The sequence below is a fragment of the Pseudomonas sp. ANT_J12 genome (assembly GCF_008370045.1).
Lineage (GTDB): Bacteria > Pseudomonadota > Gammaproteobacteria > Pseudomonadales > Pseudomonadaceae > Aquipseudomonas.
In genome coordinates this window covers 528067-547534 of the sequence record NZ_VOBN01000002.1, presented here as the reverse complement: position 1 = coordinate 547534, position 19468 = coordinate 528067, and the positions used below count along the sequence as shown (strand labels likewise).

The window sequence follows — 19468 nt, the reverse complement described above, 5'->3', positions numbered from 1 at the left end:
ATGGTGCGGGAGGCAATCCTGATCTACAACCAGGAACGCCCACACCTGTCCTTGAAATACAAAACGCCCGATGCGGTGCATCGGGCGTTAGGGTGAAATAGGTGTAAACCTATTTCAGGACTAGACACCCGGATTTTGTGTCTGCCGTGATGGCCCCTTCGCGGGCAAGCCTCGCTCCTACACGGAATCTGCATAACCCTGTAGGAGCGAGGCTTGCCCGCGAAGAGGCCAGTAGGCATAGCGCAAGACTCAGCTCGCAGCCACCACCCGATTGCGCCCCCCTTCCTTGGCCTGATACAACGCCTTGTCCGCCGCAAACAACAACCGCTCCAGATTCGTCTCGCTCGCACTGGTCCAGGTACTGATCCCGATACTGACAGTCATCGGCATCTCGGCCCCTGGCACCAAAGGCAATTGCTCCACGGCGACACGGATGGCTTCGGCAATCTGCCGGGCACCGGCGCTGTCGGTTTCCGGCAGGATCACCGAGAACTCCTCACCGCCGTAACGGGCGACCAGGTCTCCCGGCCGTCGCACACTGGTGCTGATGACCTTGGTCAGCGAGCACAGCGCGTCGTCACCGGCCAGATGACCGTGCCGGTCATTGAACGCCTTGAAGTGATCGGCATCGATCATCAGCAAGGACAAGGGCAGGCCCGATCGTTGGGCACGAAACCATTCATGGCGCAGGGTTTGATCCAGGGTTCGACGGTTGGCTACGCCAGTGAGGGCATCGGTGGCCGCCAGTTGCGCCAGTTCCCGCTCGGCGCTGTGGCGCAGGCGCAATTCCCGGCAGAGTAACCACGTCAGCCAGAGCAGGCTGATGCACAGCGCAAGGGTGGCCAGGCTAACCACTAGCGCCGTACGTTTCCACGACGCGAACACTTCATCGCTGGACAGCGCCACAATGACGATCAACGGCAAGTTGCCCACCTTGGAGAACGTGTACAGGCGTTTATCCTGGGTGAGGCTTGAGATGCCGGTAAAGCTGCCGTCGCCTTCTTTGACTATGCGCTGGAAGTTGGGGCGGCTGCTGAAATCCTTGCCGACCAACTCTTCGGCCAGACGCGGTTCTTGTGCCAGGAGAATCCCGTCCTTGCTGATCAAGTTAACCGAGCTGTTCGGTCCAATGGTCAAGCTGCTGAACAACTGATCGAAGTAGCTCAGGCGCATCGCCGCTTCAGCGACGCCGAGGAATTCGCCCTGTGTTCCGCTGACCCGACGGCTGAAACTGATACGCCATTCATGCTCGGCCAGCCGCGTTCGAAAAGGGCGACTGATGAACATGGCAGGATCCGGGTTATTGATATGGACCTGGAAGTATTCACGGTCCGCAAAATTGCCTTTGCGCGGTTCCACCGAAGCCGAGTCGGCGATCACATCACCATGGGGGTCGAGCAATAAAATGTCGCCCTTGTACGGTGCGGCGGTGGCGCGGTCGAATAAGGCTAAATGGCGAATGATGGGAGACACGGTCTTGAGGTCGTCGCGGCGTGAGGCGGCAATCAAGCCTTGTAAGGACAGGTCATAGAGTTCGACGTTGCGCAGCACGTCTGCTTCGATCAGTTGCACGATATTGGTGGCGGCACGAGTGGCCGATAGTTGGGCGTTGGCGCGTTCGCGAACCAGCAGGAACGCCACGATGCTCAAGATCGCAATCACCAGCAATAAACTGGTGAGCACCAGAATCCGTTCCGATCGCGTTGACCGGATCGAATGCTCAGGTAGTGCACTGCTCACACTCATGGTTCTGACTTCTGCTAATGGGGCGTTTGGAAAGTAGGTGGCGAGCGTCGGGCAGAATCGCAGAAACCGGTTGCGTCCAAGGCGCCTGTATAAATGGCAGGCAATAAAAAGGCCAGCAAAACGTGCTGGCCTTTTGTTTATCCAAGCTTAGAAGACATTGATCGGGTAGTCGACGATCACGCGGTATTCATCAGTGTCCTGATCCAGTGCGCCGTAGCCATTGCCCCCACGGTTGGTCGCCCATTGCAGGCGCAACGCCAGGTCCTTGGCTTTGCCTTCCTGGAACACGTACTTCAGATCAATGTCGCGTTCCCAGTGCTTGGCGTGCTTACCGTCGGCGCTGTACCACGAAGCATAGCCCTTGCTGTCCGGGTCGACTTTGGTCAGGTCGGTTTCACCCCGTGAGTAGGACACCGCCGAGGTCAGGCCAGGCAGGCCGAGCCCCACGAAATCGTAGGCGTACTTGAGCTTCCATGAGCGTTCGTTCGGGCCGTTGAAGTCCGAGTACTGCTGGGAGTTGTCGAGGTAGATGCTGTCGCCCTGGCTGATGTAGTCGAACGGCGTGTTGCCGTTGACCCGCTGGTACGCGGCCGTGACGCTGTGATTGCCCACGCCCACGGTGAAATGCAGGCTGTAGGTGTTGTTGTCGATGTTGCCCAGCAGCGCTTCGCCGGTGTCTTGCGTGTGATAAAAGTGCAGGCCCGGGTTGAGGCTGACCAAGTCATTGAGCTGGTAGGTGTAATCCAGATCGTAGTAGTACTGGTTCCAGATGTCCTTGAGCTCAGACGCGTACAGGCTGCTGGTCAGGCCCGGCAGACCGCTCCAGGCCACACCGGCCCAGTTCAGATGCTGGCTGTCGTCGCCATCGGCGAGGGTGCCATAAGACGTGCCGATCCGCGTGTGGCCGCTCTGGTTGTAAGGCTTGGTGAAACTGGCCTGACCGCCTTCGATCAGGAACCCGTCAAAGCTATGGTTGCTCAGGCTGACGCCGCGAAACGTCTGCGGCAACATGCGGCTGTCGCCACCGGCGATTACCGGGTTGGTGAGAAACAGGTCACCAGCCTTCAATTCGGTATCAAAGGCACGCATTTTCAACGTACCGCCGGCCGTGGAAAACGAGCCCGGCGCTTTGCCGTTGCCATCGCTGATCGGCAGGATGCTCGAACCGTCAGTGCCGCCACCGCCGTCGAGTTTCAACCCGAGCATGGCGTGGGCGTCGATACCGAAACCGACCGTGCCCTGGGTGAAACCGGATTCGAACTTGCCGAGAAAGCCCTGGCCCCATTCGATGTTGTCATCGGTGTGCTGGTGGCGATTGCGGTTCATGTAGTAGTTGCGGGCGTTGAGGTTGAGGCTCGACCCTTCGACAAAACCTTCGCGGCTGGAGTCATCGTCGGCCTGGGCATTGGCGGCCATCGTTGCAGCGATTGCAATGAACAACGGGCTGAGCTTTAGAGAAAAAGACACGTGCGGTACAGCTCCTTTTGGGTCATTAACGTCAGTTCATGTATCGACGTTTTTTTATTTCTTGTTTAGGGAGACGAAGCGAGGCGTGTTTTCTGCACAATAAAAAAAGCCGCTGATAGCAGCGGCTTTGAAGACAACTTTTCAAAGGGAAGAGCCGATGAAAAGTGTCGAGGGAAACAGAGAGCGATACGGTAGATCAGCTGTCTTTCTCAACCTGTGGCAGGGCTGCAGAAGTGGACGCTTGAGGGGTTTGCGCAGCGTCGTGGGCTTTGGCGGTCATCTCGGCCTGGGACTGTTCGAACGCATTGGCGCGTGCTGCATTCTGCGCGACGAAGGCTTGCGACTCTTCAGCCATGGCGAACGGGGACAGGAACAAAGTCGACAAAACGAAAGCGCTGGCAATACCCATAGTGTTGGACATCTTTAAAACCTTCTTGCTTGGCAAGTGCTGTTTGGTGCGCCAAGGTTAAGGTTCGAGAACGATGGGAAACAGAGCGGATTTCAGAAAGGACTGTTGCGTGGGGAGCAATAGTGGGGGCCGCAGCGAAACCCTGTGTTGATCGTTCCCACGCTCTGCGTGGGAATGCCTCAAGGGACGCTCCGCGTTCCAATGGGACGCGGAGCGTCCCGGGCTGCATTCCCACGCAGAGCGTGGGAACGATCATTCAAACCGGGAGATGGATACCGAAGGTATTCATCCCATGATCACTGCGCACAAACACATCCCCGCCATGCATCAGCGCAATCGCTTTCACAATCGCCAAGCCCAACCCATGGTTATTGCCACTGTTGCTGCGCGACGCATCCACCCGATAAAACCGCTCGAACAACCGTGGCAAATGCTCGCTGGCAATCGGCGACCCCGGATTGGCGACGCCAATGCTCACCTGATGCTCCTCGACCCCAATGTGCACTTCAATCACCTGCCCAGGCTCGGTGTGCTGCACCGCGTTGCTCAGCAAATTGATCAATGCCCGACGCAGATGCGCAATTTCGATCCGCACCTGCGCATCGCCGCTGACCTGCACCTGAACCTGCGCATCTTCCAGAATGAAATCCAGATACTCCAGGGTCGTCGCTACTTCATCGGCCAGGGAGGTGGAGGTCAGTTTGGTGGCCTTGCTGCCCTGATCGGCGCTGGCGAGGAACAGCATGTCATTGATGATCGAGCGCAGCCGTTCCAGTTCTTCGAGGTTCGATTGCAGCACTTCAAAATAGTGTTCGGCGGAACGCCCTCGAGTCAGGGCGACTTGGGTCTGGCCAATCAGGTTGGTCAGCGGCGAGCGCAGTTCATGGGCGACGTCGGCGTTGAACGACTCCAGCCGCGAATAGGCCTGTTCGACCCGTTCCAGGGTCGAGTTGAACGAGCTGACAAACTGATCCAGCTCCGGTGGCAACGGCGACAGGCGCAAACGCCCTGCACGCAACGGCGTCGCCAGGCGCTGGGCTTCCTGGGACAACTTGATCAACGGCTTGAGCCCGATCCGCGCCACCCAATAACCCAGGGCCGAGGCCAGCAGCACGCCGATAATCGCCAGGCTGATCAAGGCGATCAGCAAATGATGCTGCGTCTGCAGAAACGTCTCGGTGTCGATGCCGATCATAAAGCGCAACGCCGGGCGCTGGTCCTTGGCCGGGAACTGGCTGACCAGCACTTTCAGCGGATAGGAATGCTCCGGCAGCAGCAAGTCGCGTCGACCCAACGGCCCTTCGGCGAAGGCGCGGATCTGCGGCGTGATGTTGCCGTATTCGTACTGGGAATCGCCGCTGACGATCCAGAAGCTGATGCGTTTGTCTTCTTCGCCGAGCAACTTGAGCTTGTTGTTGATCTTCACCCAATGCTCGGGCGTGCCGTAACGGCCGACCGTGGATTCGAGCACGCTGTAGCGCGCATCCAATTCGGCTTCGGGCAACAGGCCCAGGCCTTTGTCGACCTGCTGATACAACGCCCAGCCGATCAACAGAAACACCAGCAGCGCCACCAGCGTGAACATCCCGCTCAAACGCAGCGCAATCGAATTACTGGACACCACGGCTCTCCAGCACATAACCCATGCCGCGGATGGTGTGCAGCAGTTTTTCGTCGAACGGCCCGTCGAGCTTGGCCCGCAGGCGTTTGATCGCGACTTCGACGACGTTGGCGTCGCTGTCGAAATTGATGTCCCACACCAACTCGGCAATCGCTGTTTTCGACAGGATTTCACCCTGACGACGGGCCAACACGCTGAGCAGCGAGAACTCCTTGGCCGTCAGGTCCAGCCGAGCGCCGGCGCGAGTAGCCTTGCGGCTGATCAAATCGATCCACAGGTCGGCGATGCTCACTTGCACCGGTTCATGCCCGCCACTGCGCCGGGTCAGGGCTTGCAGGCGCGCCACCAGTTCGAGGAAGGAAAACGGTTTGCCGAGGTAATCGTCGGCGCCATCGCGCAGGCCCTTGATCCGGTCTTCGACCCGCTCGCGAGCGGTGAGCATGATCACCGGGGTTTGCTTGCGGGCGCGCAAGGCTCGCAGTACGCCGAAGCCGTCGAGGCCCGGCAACATGACGTCGAGGATGATCACCGCGTAGTCGCTTTCCAGCGCCAGGTGCAGGCCTTCGACGCCGTCCCGCGCCTGGTCCACGGTGTAACCCTGTTCCGTCAGGCCGCGGTGCAGATAATCCGCGGTTTTTTCTTCATCTTCGATATTCAGAACGCGCATGACCCCGCCTCAGTCTGTGGTCGCCAGCGCCGGCAGTGGCGCGGGTTTGGGTCTATGGAAAAGACGCTCAAGCCACAAGTATATGACCGGCGTGGTAAACAGCGTCAGCGCCTGGCTCACCAGCAAGCCGCCGACCACCGCAATCCCCAATGGCTGGCGCAGTTCGGCGCCGGTTCCGTAGCCGAGCATCAACGGCAAGGCGCCGAGCAGGGCGGCGAGGGTGGTCATGATGATGGGGCGGAACCGGGTGATACAGGCCTGGAAAATCGCCTCTTCCGGTGGCAAACCACCCTTACGCTGGGCTTCGAGGGCGAAGTCGATCATCAGGATGCCGTTTTTCTTCACGATACCGATCAGCAGCACCAGGCCGATCAACGCCATGATCGAAAAGTCCTGGCCCCAGATCCACAGCATGATCACCGCCCCAAGCCCTGCCGACGGCAGGGTCGAGATGATGGTCAGCGGATGGACGAAGCTCTCATAGAGCACGCCAAGAATGATGTACACCGCCACCAGCGCCGCGAGAATCAGCCACGGTTGGCTGGCCAGGGAACTCTGGAACGCCTGGGCCGCGCCCTGGAAGTTGCCGCTGATGGCCGCCGGCATGCCGATTTCGGCCTTGGCCTGGTTCAACAGAATCACCGCATCGCCCAACGCGACGCCGGGCGCCAGGTTGAACGAGAGGTTGGCCGCCGGGAACATGCCGTCGTGGGCAATGGACAACGGGCCAATGGTCGGCGCGTCGAATTTCGCCAGGGCCGACAACGGCACCATCTCGCCGCTCAACGGCGAGCGCAGATAAAAGTAGTTCAGGCTCTCGGCCTTGCCGCGCTGCTTGGTGTCCAGTTCCAGGATCACGTTGTACTGGTTGATCTGGGTCTGGAACTCATTGATCTGGCGCTGGCCGAAGGCGTCGTACAGCGCTTCGTCGACGTCACTGGCGGTCAGGCCGAAACGCGCGGCGGCGCTGCGGTCGATGCTGATGTGGGTGATGCTGCCGCCCAGTTGCAGGTCGTTGGAAATGTCGCGGAACTCCGGGAGGGTCCGCAGTTTGTCCGTCAGACGCTGGGTCCAGGTGCTGAGCGTCGGGCCGTCGTTGCTCTTGAGCACGTATTGGTACTGGGCGCGGCTCGGGCCGGAACTGAGGTTGATGTCCTGGCCGGCGCGCAGATACAGCACGATGCCGGGGACCTTCATCAGTTGCGGGCGAATCCGGTCGATGAACTGGCTGGCGCTGACATCGCGGTCGCCGCGTTTTTTCAGGGCGATCCAGAACCGGCCGTTGGCGATGGTCTGGTTGCTGCCCGAGACGCCGACCGAGTGGGAAAACGCCTGCACCGCCGGGTCTGCCGCGACGATTTCCGCCATCGCCAGGTGTTTTTTCACCATGTCGCCGTAGGAGATATCGGCAGCCGCTTCGGTGGTGCCGAGCACGAAACCGGTGTCCTGGACCGGGAAGAAGCCCTTGGGGATAAAGATGTAACCGGCGATGGCCAGGCACAACGACAGGCAGAACACGCCGATCATGGTTTTCTGATGGGCGAGGGCGCGGCGCAGGTATTTTTCATAGCCGGCCAGCAAGCGGTCGCCGAAGGTCTTTTTGCTGTGGGCGTGATGCACGGGGGCGCGCATGAACAGCGCGGCCAGGGTTGGGGCCAGGGTCAGGGACACCACCACCGAAATCATGATGGTCGAGGTCGCGGTCAGGGCGAATTCCTTAAACAGCCGCCCGACCACGCCGCCCATGAACAGCAGCGGAATAAACGCCGCCACCAGCGAGAAGCTGATCGAAACCACGGTGAAGCCAATCTCGCCGGAGCCCTTGATCGCCGCCTCGCGCATGCCGTCGCCGGCCTCCAGGTGACGGTGAATGTTCTCCACCACCACAATCGCATCGTCCACCACAAACCCCACGGCCACCACGATCGCCACCAGGGTCAGGTTGTTCAGGCTGAAACCCATGATGTACATCAAGGCGAAACTGGCGGTCAGCGACACACCAAGCACCGCCGACACAATCATGGTCGCCGACCACTGGCGCAGGAACAGCGCCATCACTGCCACCACCAGCAGGATCGCGATCAGCAGGGTGATTTCCACTTCGTGCAACGACGCGCGAATGGTCTGGGTGCGGTCGATCAACACCTTGACCTGCACCGAGGCCGGCAACATCGCTTCCAGGCCCGGCAGGGCGGCTTGAATGCGATCCACGGTTTCGACGATGTTCGCCCCCGGTTGCCGGGAGATCACCAGGTTCACCCCGGGTTGATCGCCGGCCCAGGCCTGAACGTAGGCATCTTCCGAACCGTTGACGACTTTGGCGACATCTTTGAGGTGAACCGGCGCGCCGTCCTTGTAGGAAACGATGAGTTGGCTGTATTCGTCGGGGTGGAACAACTGGTCGTTGGTGGACAGGGTCGAAATGCTCGATTCCCCGTACAACGCGCCTTTGGCCATGTTGAGGCTGGTCTGCTGGATCGCGAGGCGAATATCGGCCAGGGTCAGGCCTATGGCGGCCAGTTTGTCCGCCGAGGCCTGGACGCGGATCGCCGGACGTTGCTGGCCGGTGATGTTGATTTGGCCTACGCCGTCGATCTGACTGATCTGACGCGAGAGCAGGGTTTCCACCAGGTCGCTGAGTTCGGTGCCGGGCATTTGCGTGGAGCTGACACTGAGGATCAGCACCGGGCTGTCGGCCGGGTTGACCTTCTTCCAGGTCGGCAGGGTCGGCATGTCCTTGGGCAACTTGCCGGCGGCGGTGTTGATCGCGGCCTGGACTTCCTGGGCGGCGGTGTCGATGCTTTTATCGAGGGTGAATTGCAGGGTCAGCAGGCTGGAGCCGAGGGCGCTGCTGGACGTCATCTGGGTCATGCCGGGGATGGCGCTGAATTGCACCTCCAGCGGCGTGGCCACGGACGAGGCCATGGTGTCGGGGCTGGCACCGGGCAGTTGCGCGTTGACCTGAATGGTCGGGAATTCGGCTTCCGGCAATGGCGCGATGGGCAGGCGCGGGAAGGCGATGACGCCCAGCAGCACCAGGGCAAAGGTCAGCAGAATGGTGGCGACCGGGTGATCGATGCACCACGCGGACGGGCCTCTCATTGTTTAGGCTCCGCTTGCACCACTTGCGGCGGGTCGGTCAGCACCTGCACCGTCGAACCGGGCTTGAGTCGCGACTGGCCGTCGCTGACCAGCACGTCGCCGGGTTTGACGCCGCTGATGATGTCCTGGCCGCTGCCTTGGTAGACCATCTGCACCTGTACGGTCTCGACCTTGTCGCCTTTGACCCGATACACAAAATGTTGATCGAGGCCGCGTTGTACGACCGTTGGCGGTACCACCAGCGCATCCTTATCCAGCGCTGTCTGAATCTTTACCGTGACCAGCAGGCCGGGCCAGAGCTTCTGGCCGGGGTTGTTGAATTCAGCCTTGGCGCGGATGGTCCCGGTGTTGGCGTTGATCTGGTTGTCGATCAGGGTCAGGTGGCCTTCGCCCAGCAGGTTGCCGGTTTCGCCATCGGTGTCGGCGCCGATGTAAGCCTTGACCTGAGCGCGTTGCGGGTCGCCGATCAGGCCTTGCAGGGTCGGCAGCATTTGCTGCGGCAGGGAAAACTCCACGGCAATCGGGTCGATCTGCGTCACGGTAAACAGCCCTTGGGCGTCGGTCATGCGCAGGAAGTTGCCTTCGTCCACCGTACGAATCCCGACACGACCGGTGACCGGGGAGCGAATCTGGGTGTAGGAAAGCTGCACTTGGGCGGCATCAATGGAGGCTTGATTGCCTTGGGCGGTGGCTTTGAGTTGGTTGACCAGGGCTTGTTGCTGGTCGTACGTCTGCTTGGACACGCCGTCGTCGACACTCAGCAGCTTGTAGCGCTTGAGGTTGACCTGGGCTACTTGCAGTTGCGCCTGGCTTTCACCCAATTGCGCGCGGGCCTGGTCCAGGCTGGCGCGGATCGAGCGGTCGTCGATGGTCGCGAGCAAATCTCCGGCCTTGACCAGTTGACCTTCCTTGACCAGCAACTTGGTGAGGATGCCGTCAATCTGCGGCCGCACCACCACACTGTGCAAGGACAGCACCGAGCCGATGCCGCTGACGTAGCGCGGCACGTCTTTTGCCGTCACCGCCACGACCCGCACCGGGATTGCCGTCGGGACCGCCAGTTTGGCGGTGGCCGGTTTGGTCGCGTACCACAGGCCCAGCGCTGCCAGGACAATCAGAGGGGCTGCGATCAAGGCGGTTTTTTTCTGAATTCGCATGCGAGTGAGGCGCCGGGCTAGAGGGACAGGAATAGGGTCAGATTTTATACCTCCCCTTATAGTCCTGTTACCCGGTCAGGAAGGTGACCGCTAACTGACGGGGCTGTCAGTTTGGGCTCCGTAGTCATGCAGATGGACCGCGTTATCGTTGTTCGCGGGCAAGCCTCGCTCCTACATTTGGAATGCATTCCCCTGTAGGAGCGAGGCTTGCCCGCGAAGGCGTCAGCGGTGACACCGCCAAAACCCACTGACCGACGACATGCCGCTTGATGCTTGCAGCTTGCAGCGCTCCATCCAGTTATACTCGCGCCTTTCGCGGCCCACCCACCGGGCCCGACTCTTTATGCACCACCCGGAGCTTTCATGACTTCCCCGACACAACCGCCGGTCGCCGACGCCTTGAGCGACGACCCGGCAGACCTGCCAGACAGCGTCGACTCCAGCGCAGACAGCGAAACCAAAGCCGCGATCCCGGCGTTCAAGTTTCCGTTCAAACCGGGCGAACTGGCCGCCGCCAAGAACGCCAGCCAGCCGTGGTACAAGAACGGCGCCAAAAACGGCCACACCAAAACCCCAGGCGCCGCGCCACCGGGTACGCGTCGTTCGATGGGTAAACGCTGACCGCCAGCCGCTGCTCGGCTGGAAAAAAGTCTCCCCGTCATCGAGACAATTCCCACAAGGATGAGCGATTCGTCCTCTGGGAAAGTCGGTGGACACTCGTCGAAGATTCAGGTCCGTGAATTCTTCGACGAAGGCCACCGAAATGCCCCTGCTGAAAATCCTCTCTGTCCTGTCGCTGGCGGTTCTGACCAGCGGTTGTGTGTCGTCTGTGGTCGAGCCACAGATCCGCTTCGGGGTCGAAGCCCTGGTCCCGCCATTCGAGAGCCGCAACGACAGCGGTGAGCTGGTCGGGCTGAACATCGAGTTGGGCAATGCGCTGTGTGCCGAGCTCCAATCCCGCTGTGTCTGGATCGACCAGGACTACGCCACCAACATCGAAGCCCTCGAAGCCAATCGTTTCGACGTGATCATGCCGATGACCGCCACCCCGGCGCGTCGTGAGCGGATCGATTTCACCGACAACCTTTACCCGTTGAGCAGTCGACTGGTCGCGCGTGAGGGTTCTGGCCTGCAACCGACGGCAGCCTCGCTCAAGGGCAAGCGTGTCGGCGTCCTGGCAGGCACCAGCCGCGAGGCGTTCGCCAAGGCGCGCTGGGCTGACGCGGGCGTGACGGTGCGCAGTTTCCAATTCAACGATCAATTGATTGCCGCCCTGCAGGCCGGGGAAATCGACGCCACCCTGCAAGACGCCATCGAAATCACCCATGCCTTGCTGAACCATCCACAAGGCCGGGATTTCGCCTTCGCCGGGGCCGCCCTCAAGGACCCGATGCTGGGCAGTGGCGTGGCGATGGCCCTGCGCAAAAGCGATAGCGCCTTGCGCGACAACCTGAACGCGGCACTCGAGCGTCTCAAGCAAAACGGTCAGTATCAGGCGATTACCCAACGCTACCTGCCGTCGGCGACGGCGGATTCGCCCAGCTACTTGCCGAACGACGAAGGCCTGCCATTCTCCGATGCCGTTCAGGTTGGTGAGACTGTTTATCTGTCAGGGGTACTTGGTATCGGGGCGGATGGCGAACTGGTGAAGGGCGGCATCGTCCCGCAGATGACCCAGACCATGGAGAACCTGCGCAGCGCACTGCAACGCAGTGGTTCGTCCATGGCCCACGTGGCGAAATGCACGGTTATCCTTGCCGACATCAAGGATTTCAGGGCAATGAACGAGGTATACCAGCGCTATTTCCCGGCAGATCGTTTGCCGGCCCGCACGACATTCGCCGCCAAGGCGTTGGTGCTGGATGCGCGGGTTGAAGTTGAATGCCTGGCGGTCGCCGCCCGCTGAGGGATGGCGGGGGCTGGTCTGGCGTCATCGCGAGCAAGCTTTGCTCCTACAGAGGTGTCATCAACCTGTAGGAGCAAAGCTTGCTCGCGATAAGGCCCGACAGATACCAGCGGTCCGGGCTCAAGCCGCCCGCAACGAGATAAACGCATAGTTGAGCGGTGCTTCAATCGCTACGTCAGCCCCGGCCGCCAACACTTGCCCGGCAATGTCCTCGCCCGAGACATGAAACAGCCATTCACTGTCGGGTGCGGCCAGTGGCTGCGCCACAACCTGATCGATGACTGAGGCAAAAGCGTCCATCTGCGGCAGATAAGCGGTAAACCCATCACCTTTCAGCGCTGTGATGCGGATTCCCAACAACTGGCAGATCGCATCCTTGGCCTGAACATCGTCGCGATCTGACTGACGCGAGCGCTGGATCAACGCCCCCAGTTCCTGATCCACCAATTTCCCACCCACAATCAAGTCCGGACCCTGTTCCCACGACTCGGGCGGGCAGTCTTTCACCGCCGGGTTCAGCGGGATGTGCGGATTGATTTCCATCGGATAGATGCGGCACACCAGCGGCCGGCGTTCGTAGATGCGGCAGAGGTTGTCTTCGTCAAGATTCCGGCAGGGCCCGACGTTGTAGGCGGCGAAGGTGATGGCCACGTAGACATCGCTGGCGCCGCTTCGAACCCTCACCGACCGGCGTTCGGCATGTTCGCGTTGCTGCAACGGCAGGCCCAGGCCATTGCCCAGGAAACCTTCCACCAGCACGATCACCTGACCGCCATCGTTCGCCCACATGCGGGCTTCCGCCAGGGTCAGGGGGACGTGGTGATCGTTGCAGCATTTGCCGCAGCCTACGCAGGAAAACGTCGTATTCATGGGTCGATCAGTCGCCGGTGAGGTCATGAAAGCGCGACGGAAATCCACCGCACAGGCGTGTCTCGAAGCAAGTTATGCGCCATTCACGGCTTTTTGGCGGGCGAACGGATGGAGTCCCACTCGGTCACGTAGGCGGTTTTACTTTGTTTGTTGTAGAGGCACAGCTCGGTGCCTTGTTGGCCCTTCATGTGCTTTTGCGGGTATTGGCCTTGCAGCAGGAGGGCGGTGTAACCCACGCGGTCGTCGAATTGTGCGGCGGTGCCGACGGGTTTGGCGTCCTTCAGGCTGCTGGCCTTGGTGCAACTGGTGAGTACGGCTTTGTCATAGGCGGCCCAGGCGTCGGGGCTGGAGGCGTGAACCTGAGTGGCGAGGGCGGTGAGGCTGAGGAAGAGCAGGGTGCTGGTTTTCATGGGTTGGGCATCCTTGGGTATGTTGGCCAAGGTTGGAGTATGCCTGATGGTTGTGGGGTGTTTGTGCGGGCCTCTTCGCGGGCAAGTCTCGCTCCTGCAGGGATCGATCTTCTGATTGCGCGCGAAGGTGATGTATCAAACCGGCACCGGCTCCCGCCGAACCACCCGCATTCCGGCACTTTCATACAACCGCTGCGCCCGCCGGTTGTCTTCCAGCACTTTCAGATCGACAAATCCTTCGCGGCGCTGCTGAAACGCCTTGAAAGCATTTAGCAGCAAGGCGCGGCCCAGTCCGAGGCCTTGGGCACGCGGGTGCACCACCAGATTCTTGATGTAGGCGCTGGTCCAGCATTGGCACACGCCAACAATCCCTTCGCCATCCAGCGCGATAAAGCACAGGCTCGGATCGTATTCGGGATCGGTTTCAAAGCGCTGTTGCCAGACCTCCAGCGTCGGCACGCGGCCGCCGCCTTCGCGATAACCCAGTTCCATCAAGTGATGTACGGCTGCGGCGAGTTCGGGGCGGTATTGAGTCAGCTCAATACCGGTGGGCCAAGCGATGTCCGGCACCGCCTGCGTAAGGTTGCGCCGCATCAGAAAGCAAAAGTCCTCGGCCAATCTCAGTAACCCTGTTCGGCGACAGCCTTGGCGGCTTCGATCAGGCACTTGGTCAATTCCGGCGAGGAGAACTTGGTCAGTACCCCGTTGGCCCCGGCCAGACGTGCTTTTTCGCTGTTCATCGCGCTGTCCAGCGAGGTGTGCAGCAGCACGTAGAGGTGCGAGAAGTCCGGGGTTTCGCGCAGGGTACGGGTGAAGGCGTAGCCGTCCATCTCCGACATTTCGATGTCCGAGACGATCAGGTTGATCTGCTGCGCGGTGCCTTGCAGGTCCAGCAGGCAGTCGATGGCTTCCTTGGCGCTGCGGGCGGTGTGGCATTGCAGGCCGAGGTTGCGCAAGGTGTGTACCGATTGCTGCAACGCGGTCTGGCTGTCATCGACCACCAGGATGCGGGCGTTGCCCAGCACTTCGGCGTCTTCCATGCTCAGTTCGGTCGGGGCCATTTCAATCTGCGCCGGGGCGATACCGTGGATGACTTTCTCGATGTCCAGCACCTGCACCAGCACGCCGTCGACCGACGTCACGCCGGTGATGTACGAGCGCACGCCGCCGGAACCGAAGGGCGGCGGACGGATGTCGGTGGTCAGGCAGTGCACAATCTTGCTCACGGCCTGCACGTGCAGGCCCTGCTTGGAGCGGCTGACGTCGGTGACGATCAGGCAGCCACCGTTGGGATCTTCCAGCGGCCGCTCGCCGATGGCGCGGCTCAGGTCGATCACCGACAACGAGGCGCCGCGCAGGGTGGCGATGCCTTTGACGTGGGGATGCGACTCCGGCAGCTTGGTCAGCGGCGGGCAGGGGATGATTTCACTGACTTTCAGCAGGTTGATCGCCATCAGCTTGCCGCTGCGCAAGGTAAACAGAAGAAGCGAAAGTGAATCTGCGCGGGCTTTGGTGGTGGACATAAAAAACCTTCTTTGGCGAAAGGTGATGGGCGAGTGAAGAGTCGCCAAAAACTATTGATGCCGGGTTATCGACTTGTTGGGGGCAGGCTTTAGGTTAAATCCCCACCACCGGCCAAACGGCGAACCCCTGTGGCGAGGGCGCTTGCTGGTGGCGAGGGGGCTTGCCCCCGTTCGGCCGCGAAGCGGTCTTAAAAAAACGGTGAAGTTCTCTCTGTAAAGCGGGGGAGCGCTTCGCACTCCAACGGGGGCAAGCCCCCTCGCCACAGGGTTTCACTGAACTCAAGAGTGGGGTTATTTCATCCCCAACCGCTTGGCCATGCGCCCCAGATTCGCCCGATCCAAGCCTAGCTCACGGGCCGCGCTTGCCCAGTTGTTGTGGTGGCGTTCCAGACAGGCGTTGATCAGTTGCCGCTGATAATCCTCGGTCGCGACTCGCAAGTCACCCGAGACTAAAGCCACAGGGGCGACAGCCGGTTGTTCCGCGGGCGCTTCAACACTGCCATGAGGCAAATCCAGGTCCGCGGCGCTCAAGCTGAGAATCTTCGGCCGTTCCTTGCAGTTGCCCAGCGCCTTCAATGCGCTGCGGCCAATCAAGTGTTCCAGTTCCCGCACGTTCCCCGGCCACTGATACGCGAGCAGCGCCGCCTGGGCATCGCTGTTCAGGCGCAGGCTATTAAGGCCCATGCGCGAACGGTTCTGTTCCAGGAAAAAGCCGCTGAGCAGCAACACATCGCGCCCGCGATCCCGCAGCGCCGGGACCAGCAATGGATAAACACTCAGGCGATGATAGAAGTCGGCGCGGTAGCGGCCGCTGCGGACCTCTTCGGCCAGGTCACGGTTGGTCGCCGCGATCAGCCGCACGTCCACTTGATGTTCTTTATCCGAGCCCAAACGCTGCAACTGGCCGCTTTGTAGCACCCGCAGCAGCTTGGCCTGCACGGTCAGGGACAGTTCGCCGACCTCATCGAGAAACAGCGTGCCGCCATTGGCCAGTTCGAACTTGCCGCGACGGTCGCTGGTTGCCCCGGTGAAGGCGCCACGAACATGGCCGAACAATTCGCTCTCCACCAAGGTGTCCGGCAGGGCGGCGCAGTTGAGGCTGATGATCGGTTTGTCGGCGCGGGAGGACGCGGCATGGATCGCCTGGGCCACCAGCTCCTTGCCGACCCCGGTTTCCCCGGTGATCAGCACGGTCAGGTCGCTGCCGCCCACCAGGCTGATCTCTTCCACCAAACGTTTATGGGCCTTGCTCTGGCCGATCATCTCGCGGTTCTGCTGGCCGCTGGCCTGACGGTAAACCTCGGCGCGCTGGTGTTCGTCTTCGGCGCGATTGGCCAGGCGCTGGATGCGCTCGGCGGCGTTGACGGTGGCGGCGGCGAGGCTGGCGAAGGCTTGCAGGGCGTCGAGTTCGATCGGTTCGAAGCGTTCCGGGTCCAGGGCATCGAGGGTCAACAGGCCCCACGGGCGCTCATCGATAAACAGCGGGCAGCCCATACAGTCATGGACTTCCAGGTGTTCGTCGAGGCCATCGACCAAGCCGTCATAAGGATCCGGCAAGTCGCTGTCGGCGGCGAAGCGGGTCGGGCCGGGGCTGCTGAGCAGCGCCTCGAAACGTGGGTGTTCGCTGACTTTGAAGCGCCGGCCGAGGGTGTCGGTGCTCAAACCGTCCACAGCCAGCGGCACTAGCCATTCGCCGTCGAGGCGCAGCAGGGCGGCGGCATCGCAGGGCAGCAGGGCGCGCATGGCTTCAAGCAACCGCCGATAGCGCTCGCCTTCGGGCAGTTCGCGGGACAGGTCGGAGACCAGGGGGAGCAGGGCGGTGAGCAGGGATTTTGCAGTCATAGTGACTCCGTGTAGTCGCGATGACTATAAGGCAGTCTGTGTCGATATGACTACGTTGTATTTAAGTCGTTGATTTATAGGGTTTTAATTGTTGGCATGGAAACTGATAAGCCTAAGGCATTCACATCGAAGTTCAGGAGTTGCCCTAATGCTTAGCGTTCAAGACCGTGCCATCGTCAAATCCACCGTGCCGCTGCTGGAAAGCGGTGGCGAAGCGCTGATCACTCACTTCTATCGCATGATGCTCTCCGAATACCCGGAAGTCCGCCCGTTGTTCAACCAGGCCCATCAGGCCAGCGGCGATCAGCCCCGCGCCCTGGCCAACGGCGTCTTGATGTATGCGCGGCATATCGATCAGCTCGACCAGTTGGGCGACCTGGTGGCCAAGATCATTAATAAGCACGTGGCCCTGCAAATCCTGCCGGAACATTACCCGATTGTCGGCATTTGCCTGCTGCGCGCCATCGCCGAAGTGCTGGGCGAAGAGATCGCCACCCCGGAAGTGATCGGCGCCTGGGGCGCAGCCTACAACCAATTGGCCGACATCCTGATCGGCGCCGAAACCAGCATCTACGACCAGAAGGAGCAGGCTCCGGGCGGCTGGCGCGGGGCTCGGGAGTTCATCGTCGCGGCCAAGGTTGAAGAAAGCGCGGAAATCATCTCGTTCTACTTCGAACCTGCCGACAAAGGCCCGATCCTCGCCGCCGAGCCGGGCCAGTACATCGGCATGAAGCTGATCCTCGATGGCGAAGAGATTCGCCGTAACTACTCGCTGTCGTCCCTGTCCGACAACGGCCAGTACCGCATCAGCGTCAAGCGCGAAGCCGGTGGCCGCGCCTCCAACCATTTGCACGATCAACTGCATGTCGGCGCGAGCATCCAACTGTTCCCGCCGTCGGGCGAGTTCACCCTGACCGCCAGCGACAAACCCTTGGTGCTGATCAGCGGCGGCGTCGGCATCACCCCGACCCTGGCCATGCTCGAAGCGGCGCTGGCCACCGAGCGGCCGGTGCACTTTATCCACTGTGCGCGTAACGGCAGCGTCCATGCGTTCCGTGACTGGATCGATGGCTTGGCCGAGCGTCACCCGCAGCTCAAGCGCTTCTATTGCTACGCCGAAGATGATGGCGTGAGCCCGGCGGCGGACAAGGTTGGGTTGTTGAGCCAGGAACAACTGGTCGCCTGGTTGCCGCAGCAGCGCGATCTGGACGCTTACTTCCTGGGGCCGAAGGGCTTTATGGCGGCGATCAAGCGTCACTTGAAAGCGTTGGGTGTGCCGGAGAAGCAGAGTCGTTATGAGTTCTTCGGGCCGGCTTCTGCGCTGGAGTAAGCGAGGGGCGAGGTGAGCCCGTCTCACCGCGTCGTTTCAATCGCGGGCAAGCCTTGCTCCTACAGACGTCACGCCACAAATCTGTAGGAGCAAGGCTTGCCCGCGATAGCCACACCTCGGTCTTGAACGGTGAATTCTCACCTTCTGTTTAAAAGTTAATCCCTCCTTAACCAGCCTATCGTCTATTCCCCGACATCTACCGGCGCGCGCCAGGCTCTCCACGGTCATGGTCTGCGTGTAGACTTCCGGCAATCGATATCTAGAAGGGAAACGCGATGAGTGACGAAACCATGCGATTGGGCCGTGAGCGGCGATATCTGGTGTTGCTGGGCATCATCTGCCTGGCGCTGATCGGCGGTGCGCTGTACATGCAGGTGGTGCTGGAAGAAGCACCGTGCCCGCTGTGCATCCTGCAACGTTATGCGTTGCTGCTGATCGCCATTTTTGCCTTTATCGGCGCGGCCATGCGCACCCGTCGCAGCCTCACGGTGTTCGAGGTGCTGGTGGTCATCGCCGCGCTCGGCGGTGTGGCGGCGGCCGGGCATCACGTCTATACGCAGTTCTACCCGGCGGTCAGCTGCGGTGTTGATGTGCTGCAACCGATTGTCGATGGCCTGCCGCTGGCGAAGATCTTTCCGCTGGGCTTCCAGGTCGACGGCTTCTGCGACACGCCGTACCCGCCGATCCTCGGCCTGTCACTGGCGCAGTGGGCGCTGGTGTCGTTTGTACTCGTGGTGGTGCTGGTGCCGCTGCTGGTCTCGCGTAACCGCAAGGCGCTGCGCTAACCCGCGGCAGCAAACAAAAAACGCCCCGGTCCTCGTTGAGAGGGCCGGGGCGTTTTGCATTTCAGAGCGCGAGTCAGCAGATCGTGATGTGCGACAGCAAAGGGTGCGCAACGTGTGCGACATGTTGTCACAGCCGGAGTGTCGCAACTCATTTCAAGGGGCGGAATCGGTGCATAGCTACGCAACGATTTGAGTCGATTGGCGACGCTAGCCAATTGTTCATCTTCAGGGTGTAACAGGCAGTTTTAACAAGCCTTGGTGAATCGCCACACCCCTTGCCTATCGGGGCTTTGCCGGGGGTGGCGGATGGCAAGGCGCCATGAAGGCTGTCTGAACCGAGGGTGGTAGCCCCACAAATTTTGGTGTTTTTGTTGAGAATTAATTTCGATACCATGCTGAACTTTTGCAAAATCCGTTAATGATTGTTGCTGGAATGGATAAAAATTATTTCGGGATGAGACATGGTTTATGCGTCGCGACGTATCTACAATCGCCCGCACTGAATTCCCGGCGCTGCTCTCGACTGAGCAGATAGGGCGTCGAAAGGCCTGACGGCTTTATGCGACTCCCAGGTGTCGGTGCCTTTCCGACTATCCGCACCAAATGGAATTGGTCTGTAACAAGGCCTTTGAC

Annotated in this window: 16 protein-coding genes; 4 read left to right on the top strand and 12 right to left on the bottom strand. The window is 60.7% G+C overall.

Annotation, left to right across the window (positions count from 1 at the left end; translation table 11 throughout):
• Positions 1–249: 249 nt before the first annotated feature.
• From FQ192_RS08320 to FQ192_RS08290, 7 genes are all read right to left on the bottom strand, one after another.
• Complete coding sequence (locus tag FQ192_RS08320; RefSeq protein ID WP_149658155.1) at positions 250–1746, bottom strand: sensor domain-containing diguanylate cyclase; 1497 nt, start codon at positions 1744–1746, stop codon at positions 250–252.
• Between the two features lie 147 nt (positions 1747–1893).
• A complete protein-coding gene (locus FQ192_RS08315; protein ID WP_372242331.1) occupies positions 1894–3162 on the bottom strand; it encodes an OprD family porin in 1269 nt (422 codons plus the stop codon).
• Between the two features lie 247 nt (positions 3163–3409).
• Complete coding sequence (locus tag FQ192_RS08310) at positions 3410–3634, bottom strand: hypothetical protein (RefSeq protein ID WP_149658153.1); 225 nt, start codon at positions 3632–3634, stop codon at positions 3410–3412.
• A gap of 244 nt (positions 3635–3878) precedes the next feature.
• Positions 3879–5243, bottom strand: coding sequence for a heavy metal sensor histidine kinase (locus FQ192_RS08305; RefSeq protein ID WP_149658152.1), 1365 nt, complete (start codon positions 5241–5243; stop codon positions 3879–3881).
• The gene (locus FQ192_RS08300; protein WP_149658151.1) at positions 5233–5910 is read right to left on the bottom strand and encodes a heavy metal response regulator transcription factor; all 678 of its coding nucleotides are present in this window, start codon (positions 5908–5910) and stop codon (positions 5233–5235) included. Before FQ192_RS08300 ends, FQ192_RS08305 begins: the two co-directional genes overlap by 11 nt.
• A 9-nt stretch (positions 5911–5919) precedes the next feature.
• Positions 5920–9012 (bottom strand): multidrug efflux RND transporter permease subunit, encoded by a 3093-nt coding sequence (locus FQ192_RS08295; RefSeq protein ID WP_149658150.1) that lies wholly within the window; start codon positions 9010–9012, stop codon positions 5920–5922.
• Positions 9009–10169: an efflux RND transporter periplasmic adaptor subunit gene (locus tag FQ192_RS08290; RefSeq protein WP_149658149.1), complete on the bottom strand. Its 1161-nt coding sequence runs from the start codon at positions 10167–10169 to the stop codon at positions 9009–9011. Before FQ192_RS08290 ends, FQ192_RS08295 begins: the two co-directional genes overlap by 4 nt.
• A gap of 363 nt (positions 10170–10532) precedes the next feature.
• On the opposite strand from FQ192_RS08290, the gene FQ192_RS08285 reads away from it, so the two are divergent.
• Positions 10533–10790 carry a hypothetical protein gene (locus FQ192_RS08285; protein ID WP_123410172.1) on the top strand — a complete coding sequence of 86 codons (258 nt, stop codon included), beginning with the start codon at positions 10533–10535 and terminating at the stop codon, positions 10788–10790.
• A gap of 142 nt (positions 10791–10932) precedes the next feature.
• Positions 10933–12075, top strand: a complete 1143-nt coding sequence (locus FQ192_RS08280) for a transporter substrate-binding domain-containing protein (protein ID WP_149658167.1) — start codon at positions 10933–10935, stop codon at positions 12073–12075.
• A 120-nt stretch (positions 12076–12195) separates the two neighbouring features.
• Here FQ192_RS08280 and FQ192_RS08275 read toward each other — a convergent pair whose 3' ends face one another.
• From FQ192_RS08275 to norR, 5 genes are all read right to left on the bottom strand, one after another.
• Positions 12196–12945 carry a YkgJ family cysteine cluster protein gene (locus tag FQ192_RS08275; RefSeq protein WP_149658148.1) on the bottom strand — a complete coding sequence of 250 codons (750 nt, stop codon included), beginning with the start codon at positions 12943–12945 and terminating at the stop codon, positions 12196–12198.
• 83 nt (positions 12946–13028) lie between these two features.
• Positions 13029–13355 (bottom strand): hypothetical protein, encoded by a 327-nt coding sequence (locus FQ192_RS08270; RefSeq protein ID WP_149658147.1) that lies wholly within the window; start codon positions 13353–13355, stop codon positions 13029–13031.
• Positions 13356–13490: 135 nt separating this feature from the next.
• On the bottom strand, positions 13491–13949 hold the full coding sequence (locus FQ192_RS08265; RefSeq protein WP_149658146.1) for a GNAT family N-acetyltransferase: 459 nt from the start codon (positions 13947–13949) through the stop codon (positions 13491–13493).
• A 26-nt stretch (positions 13950–13975) separates the two neighbouring features.
• Complete coding sequence (locus tag FQ192_RS08260; protein WP_133840532.1) at positions 13976–14878, bottom strand: chemotaxis protein CheV; 903 nt, start codon at positions 14876–14878, stop codon at positions 13976–13978.
• A 291-nt stretch (positions 14879–15169) separates the two neighbouring features.
• Positions 15170–16720 (bottom strand): nitric oxide reductase transcriptional regulator NorR, encoded by a 1551-nt coding sequence (gene norR / locus FQ192_RS08255; RefSeq protein WP_149658145.1) that lies wholly within the window; start codon positions 16718–16720, stop codon positions 15170–15172.
• 148 nt (positions 16721–16868) lie between these two features.
• Between norR and hmpA the strand changes: the two genes are divergently transcribed.
• Both hmpA and FQ192_RS08245 read left to right on the top strand, forming a co-directional pair.
• Positions 16869–18050, top strand: a complete 1182-nt coding sequence (gene hmpA / locus FQ192_RS08250; protein WP_149658144.1) for an NO-inducible flavohemoprotein — start codon at positions 16869–16871, stop codon at positions 18048–18050.
• 275 nt (positions 18051–18325) lie between these two features.
• Positions 18326–18835, top strand: a complete 510-nt coding sequence (locus FQ192_RS08245) for a disulfide bond formation protein B (protein WP_149658143.1) — start codon at positions 18326–18328, stop codon at positions 18833–18835.
• Positions 18836–19468: the final 633 nt, after the last annotated feature.

Excerpts from the sequence above, each read along its gene's own strand:
- FQ192_RS08320 (WP_149658155.1), bottom strand. The coding sequence starts at position 1,746 with ATGAGTGTGAGCAGTGCACTACCTGAGCATTCGATCCGGTCAACGCGA.
- FQ192_RS08315 (WP_372242331.1), bottom strand. The coding sequence starts at position 3,162 with ATGGCCGCCAATGCCCAGGCCGACGATGACTCCAGCCGCGAAGGTTTT.
- FQ192_RS08310 (WP_149658153.1), bottom strand. The coding sequence starts at position 3,634 with ATGTCCAACACTATGGGTATTGCCAGCGCTTTCGTTTTGTCGACTTTG.
- FQ192_RS08300 (WP_149658151.1), bottom strand. The coding sequence starts at position 5,910 with ATGCGCGTTCTGAATATCGAAGATGAAGAAAAAACCGCGGATTATCTG.
- FQ192_RS08295 (WP_149658150.1), bottom strand. The coding sequence starts at position 9,012 with ATGAGAGGCCCGTCCGCGTGGTGCATCGATCACCCGGTCGCCACCATT.
- FQ192_RS08290 (WP_149658149.1), bottom strand. The coding sequence starts at position 10,169 with ATGCGAATTCAGAAAAAAACCGCCTTGATCGCAGCCCCTCTGATTGTC.
- FQ192_RS08285 (WP_123410172.1), top strand. The coding sequence starts at position 10,533 with ATGACTTCCCCGACACAACCGCCGGTCGCCGACGCCTTGAGCGACGAC.
- FQ192_RS08280 (WP_149658167.1), top strand. The coding sequence starts at position 10,933 with ATGCCCCTGCTGAAAATCCTCTCTGTCCTGTCGCTGGCGGTTCTGACC.
- FQ192_RS08275 (WP_149658148.1), bottom strand. The coding sequence starts at position 12,945 with ATGAATACGACGTTTTCCTGCGTAGGCTGCGGCAAATGCTGCAACGAT.
- FQ192_RS08270 (WP_149658147.1), bottom strand. The coding sequence starts at position 13,355 with ATGAAAACCAGCACCCTGCTCTTCCTCAGCCTCACCGCCCTCGCCACT.
- FQ192_RS08265 (WP_149658146.1), bottom strand. The coding sequence starts at position 13,949 with ATGCGGCGCAACCTTACGCAGGCGGTGCCGGACATCGCTTGGCCCACC.
- FQ192_RS08260 (WP_133840532.1), bottom strand. The coding sequence starts at position 14,878 with ATGTCCACCACCAAAGCCCGCGCAGATTCACTTTCGCTTCTTCTGTTT.
- norR (WP_149658145.1), bottom strand. The coding sequence starts at position 16,720 with ATGACTGCAAAATCCCTGCTCACCGCCCTGCTCCCCCTGGTCTCCGAC.
- hmpA (WP_149658144.1), top strand. The coding sequence starts at position 16,869 with ATGCTTAGCGTTCAAGACCGTGCCATCGTCAAATCCACCGTGCCGCTG.
- FQ192_RS08245 (WP_149658143.1), top strand. The coding sequence starts at position 18,326 with ATGAGTGACGAAACCATGCGATTGGGCCGTGAGCGGCGATATCTGGTG.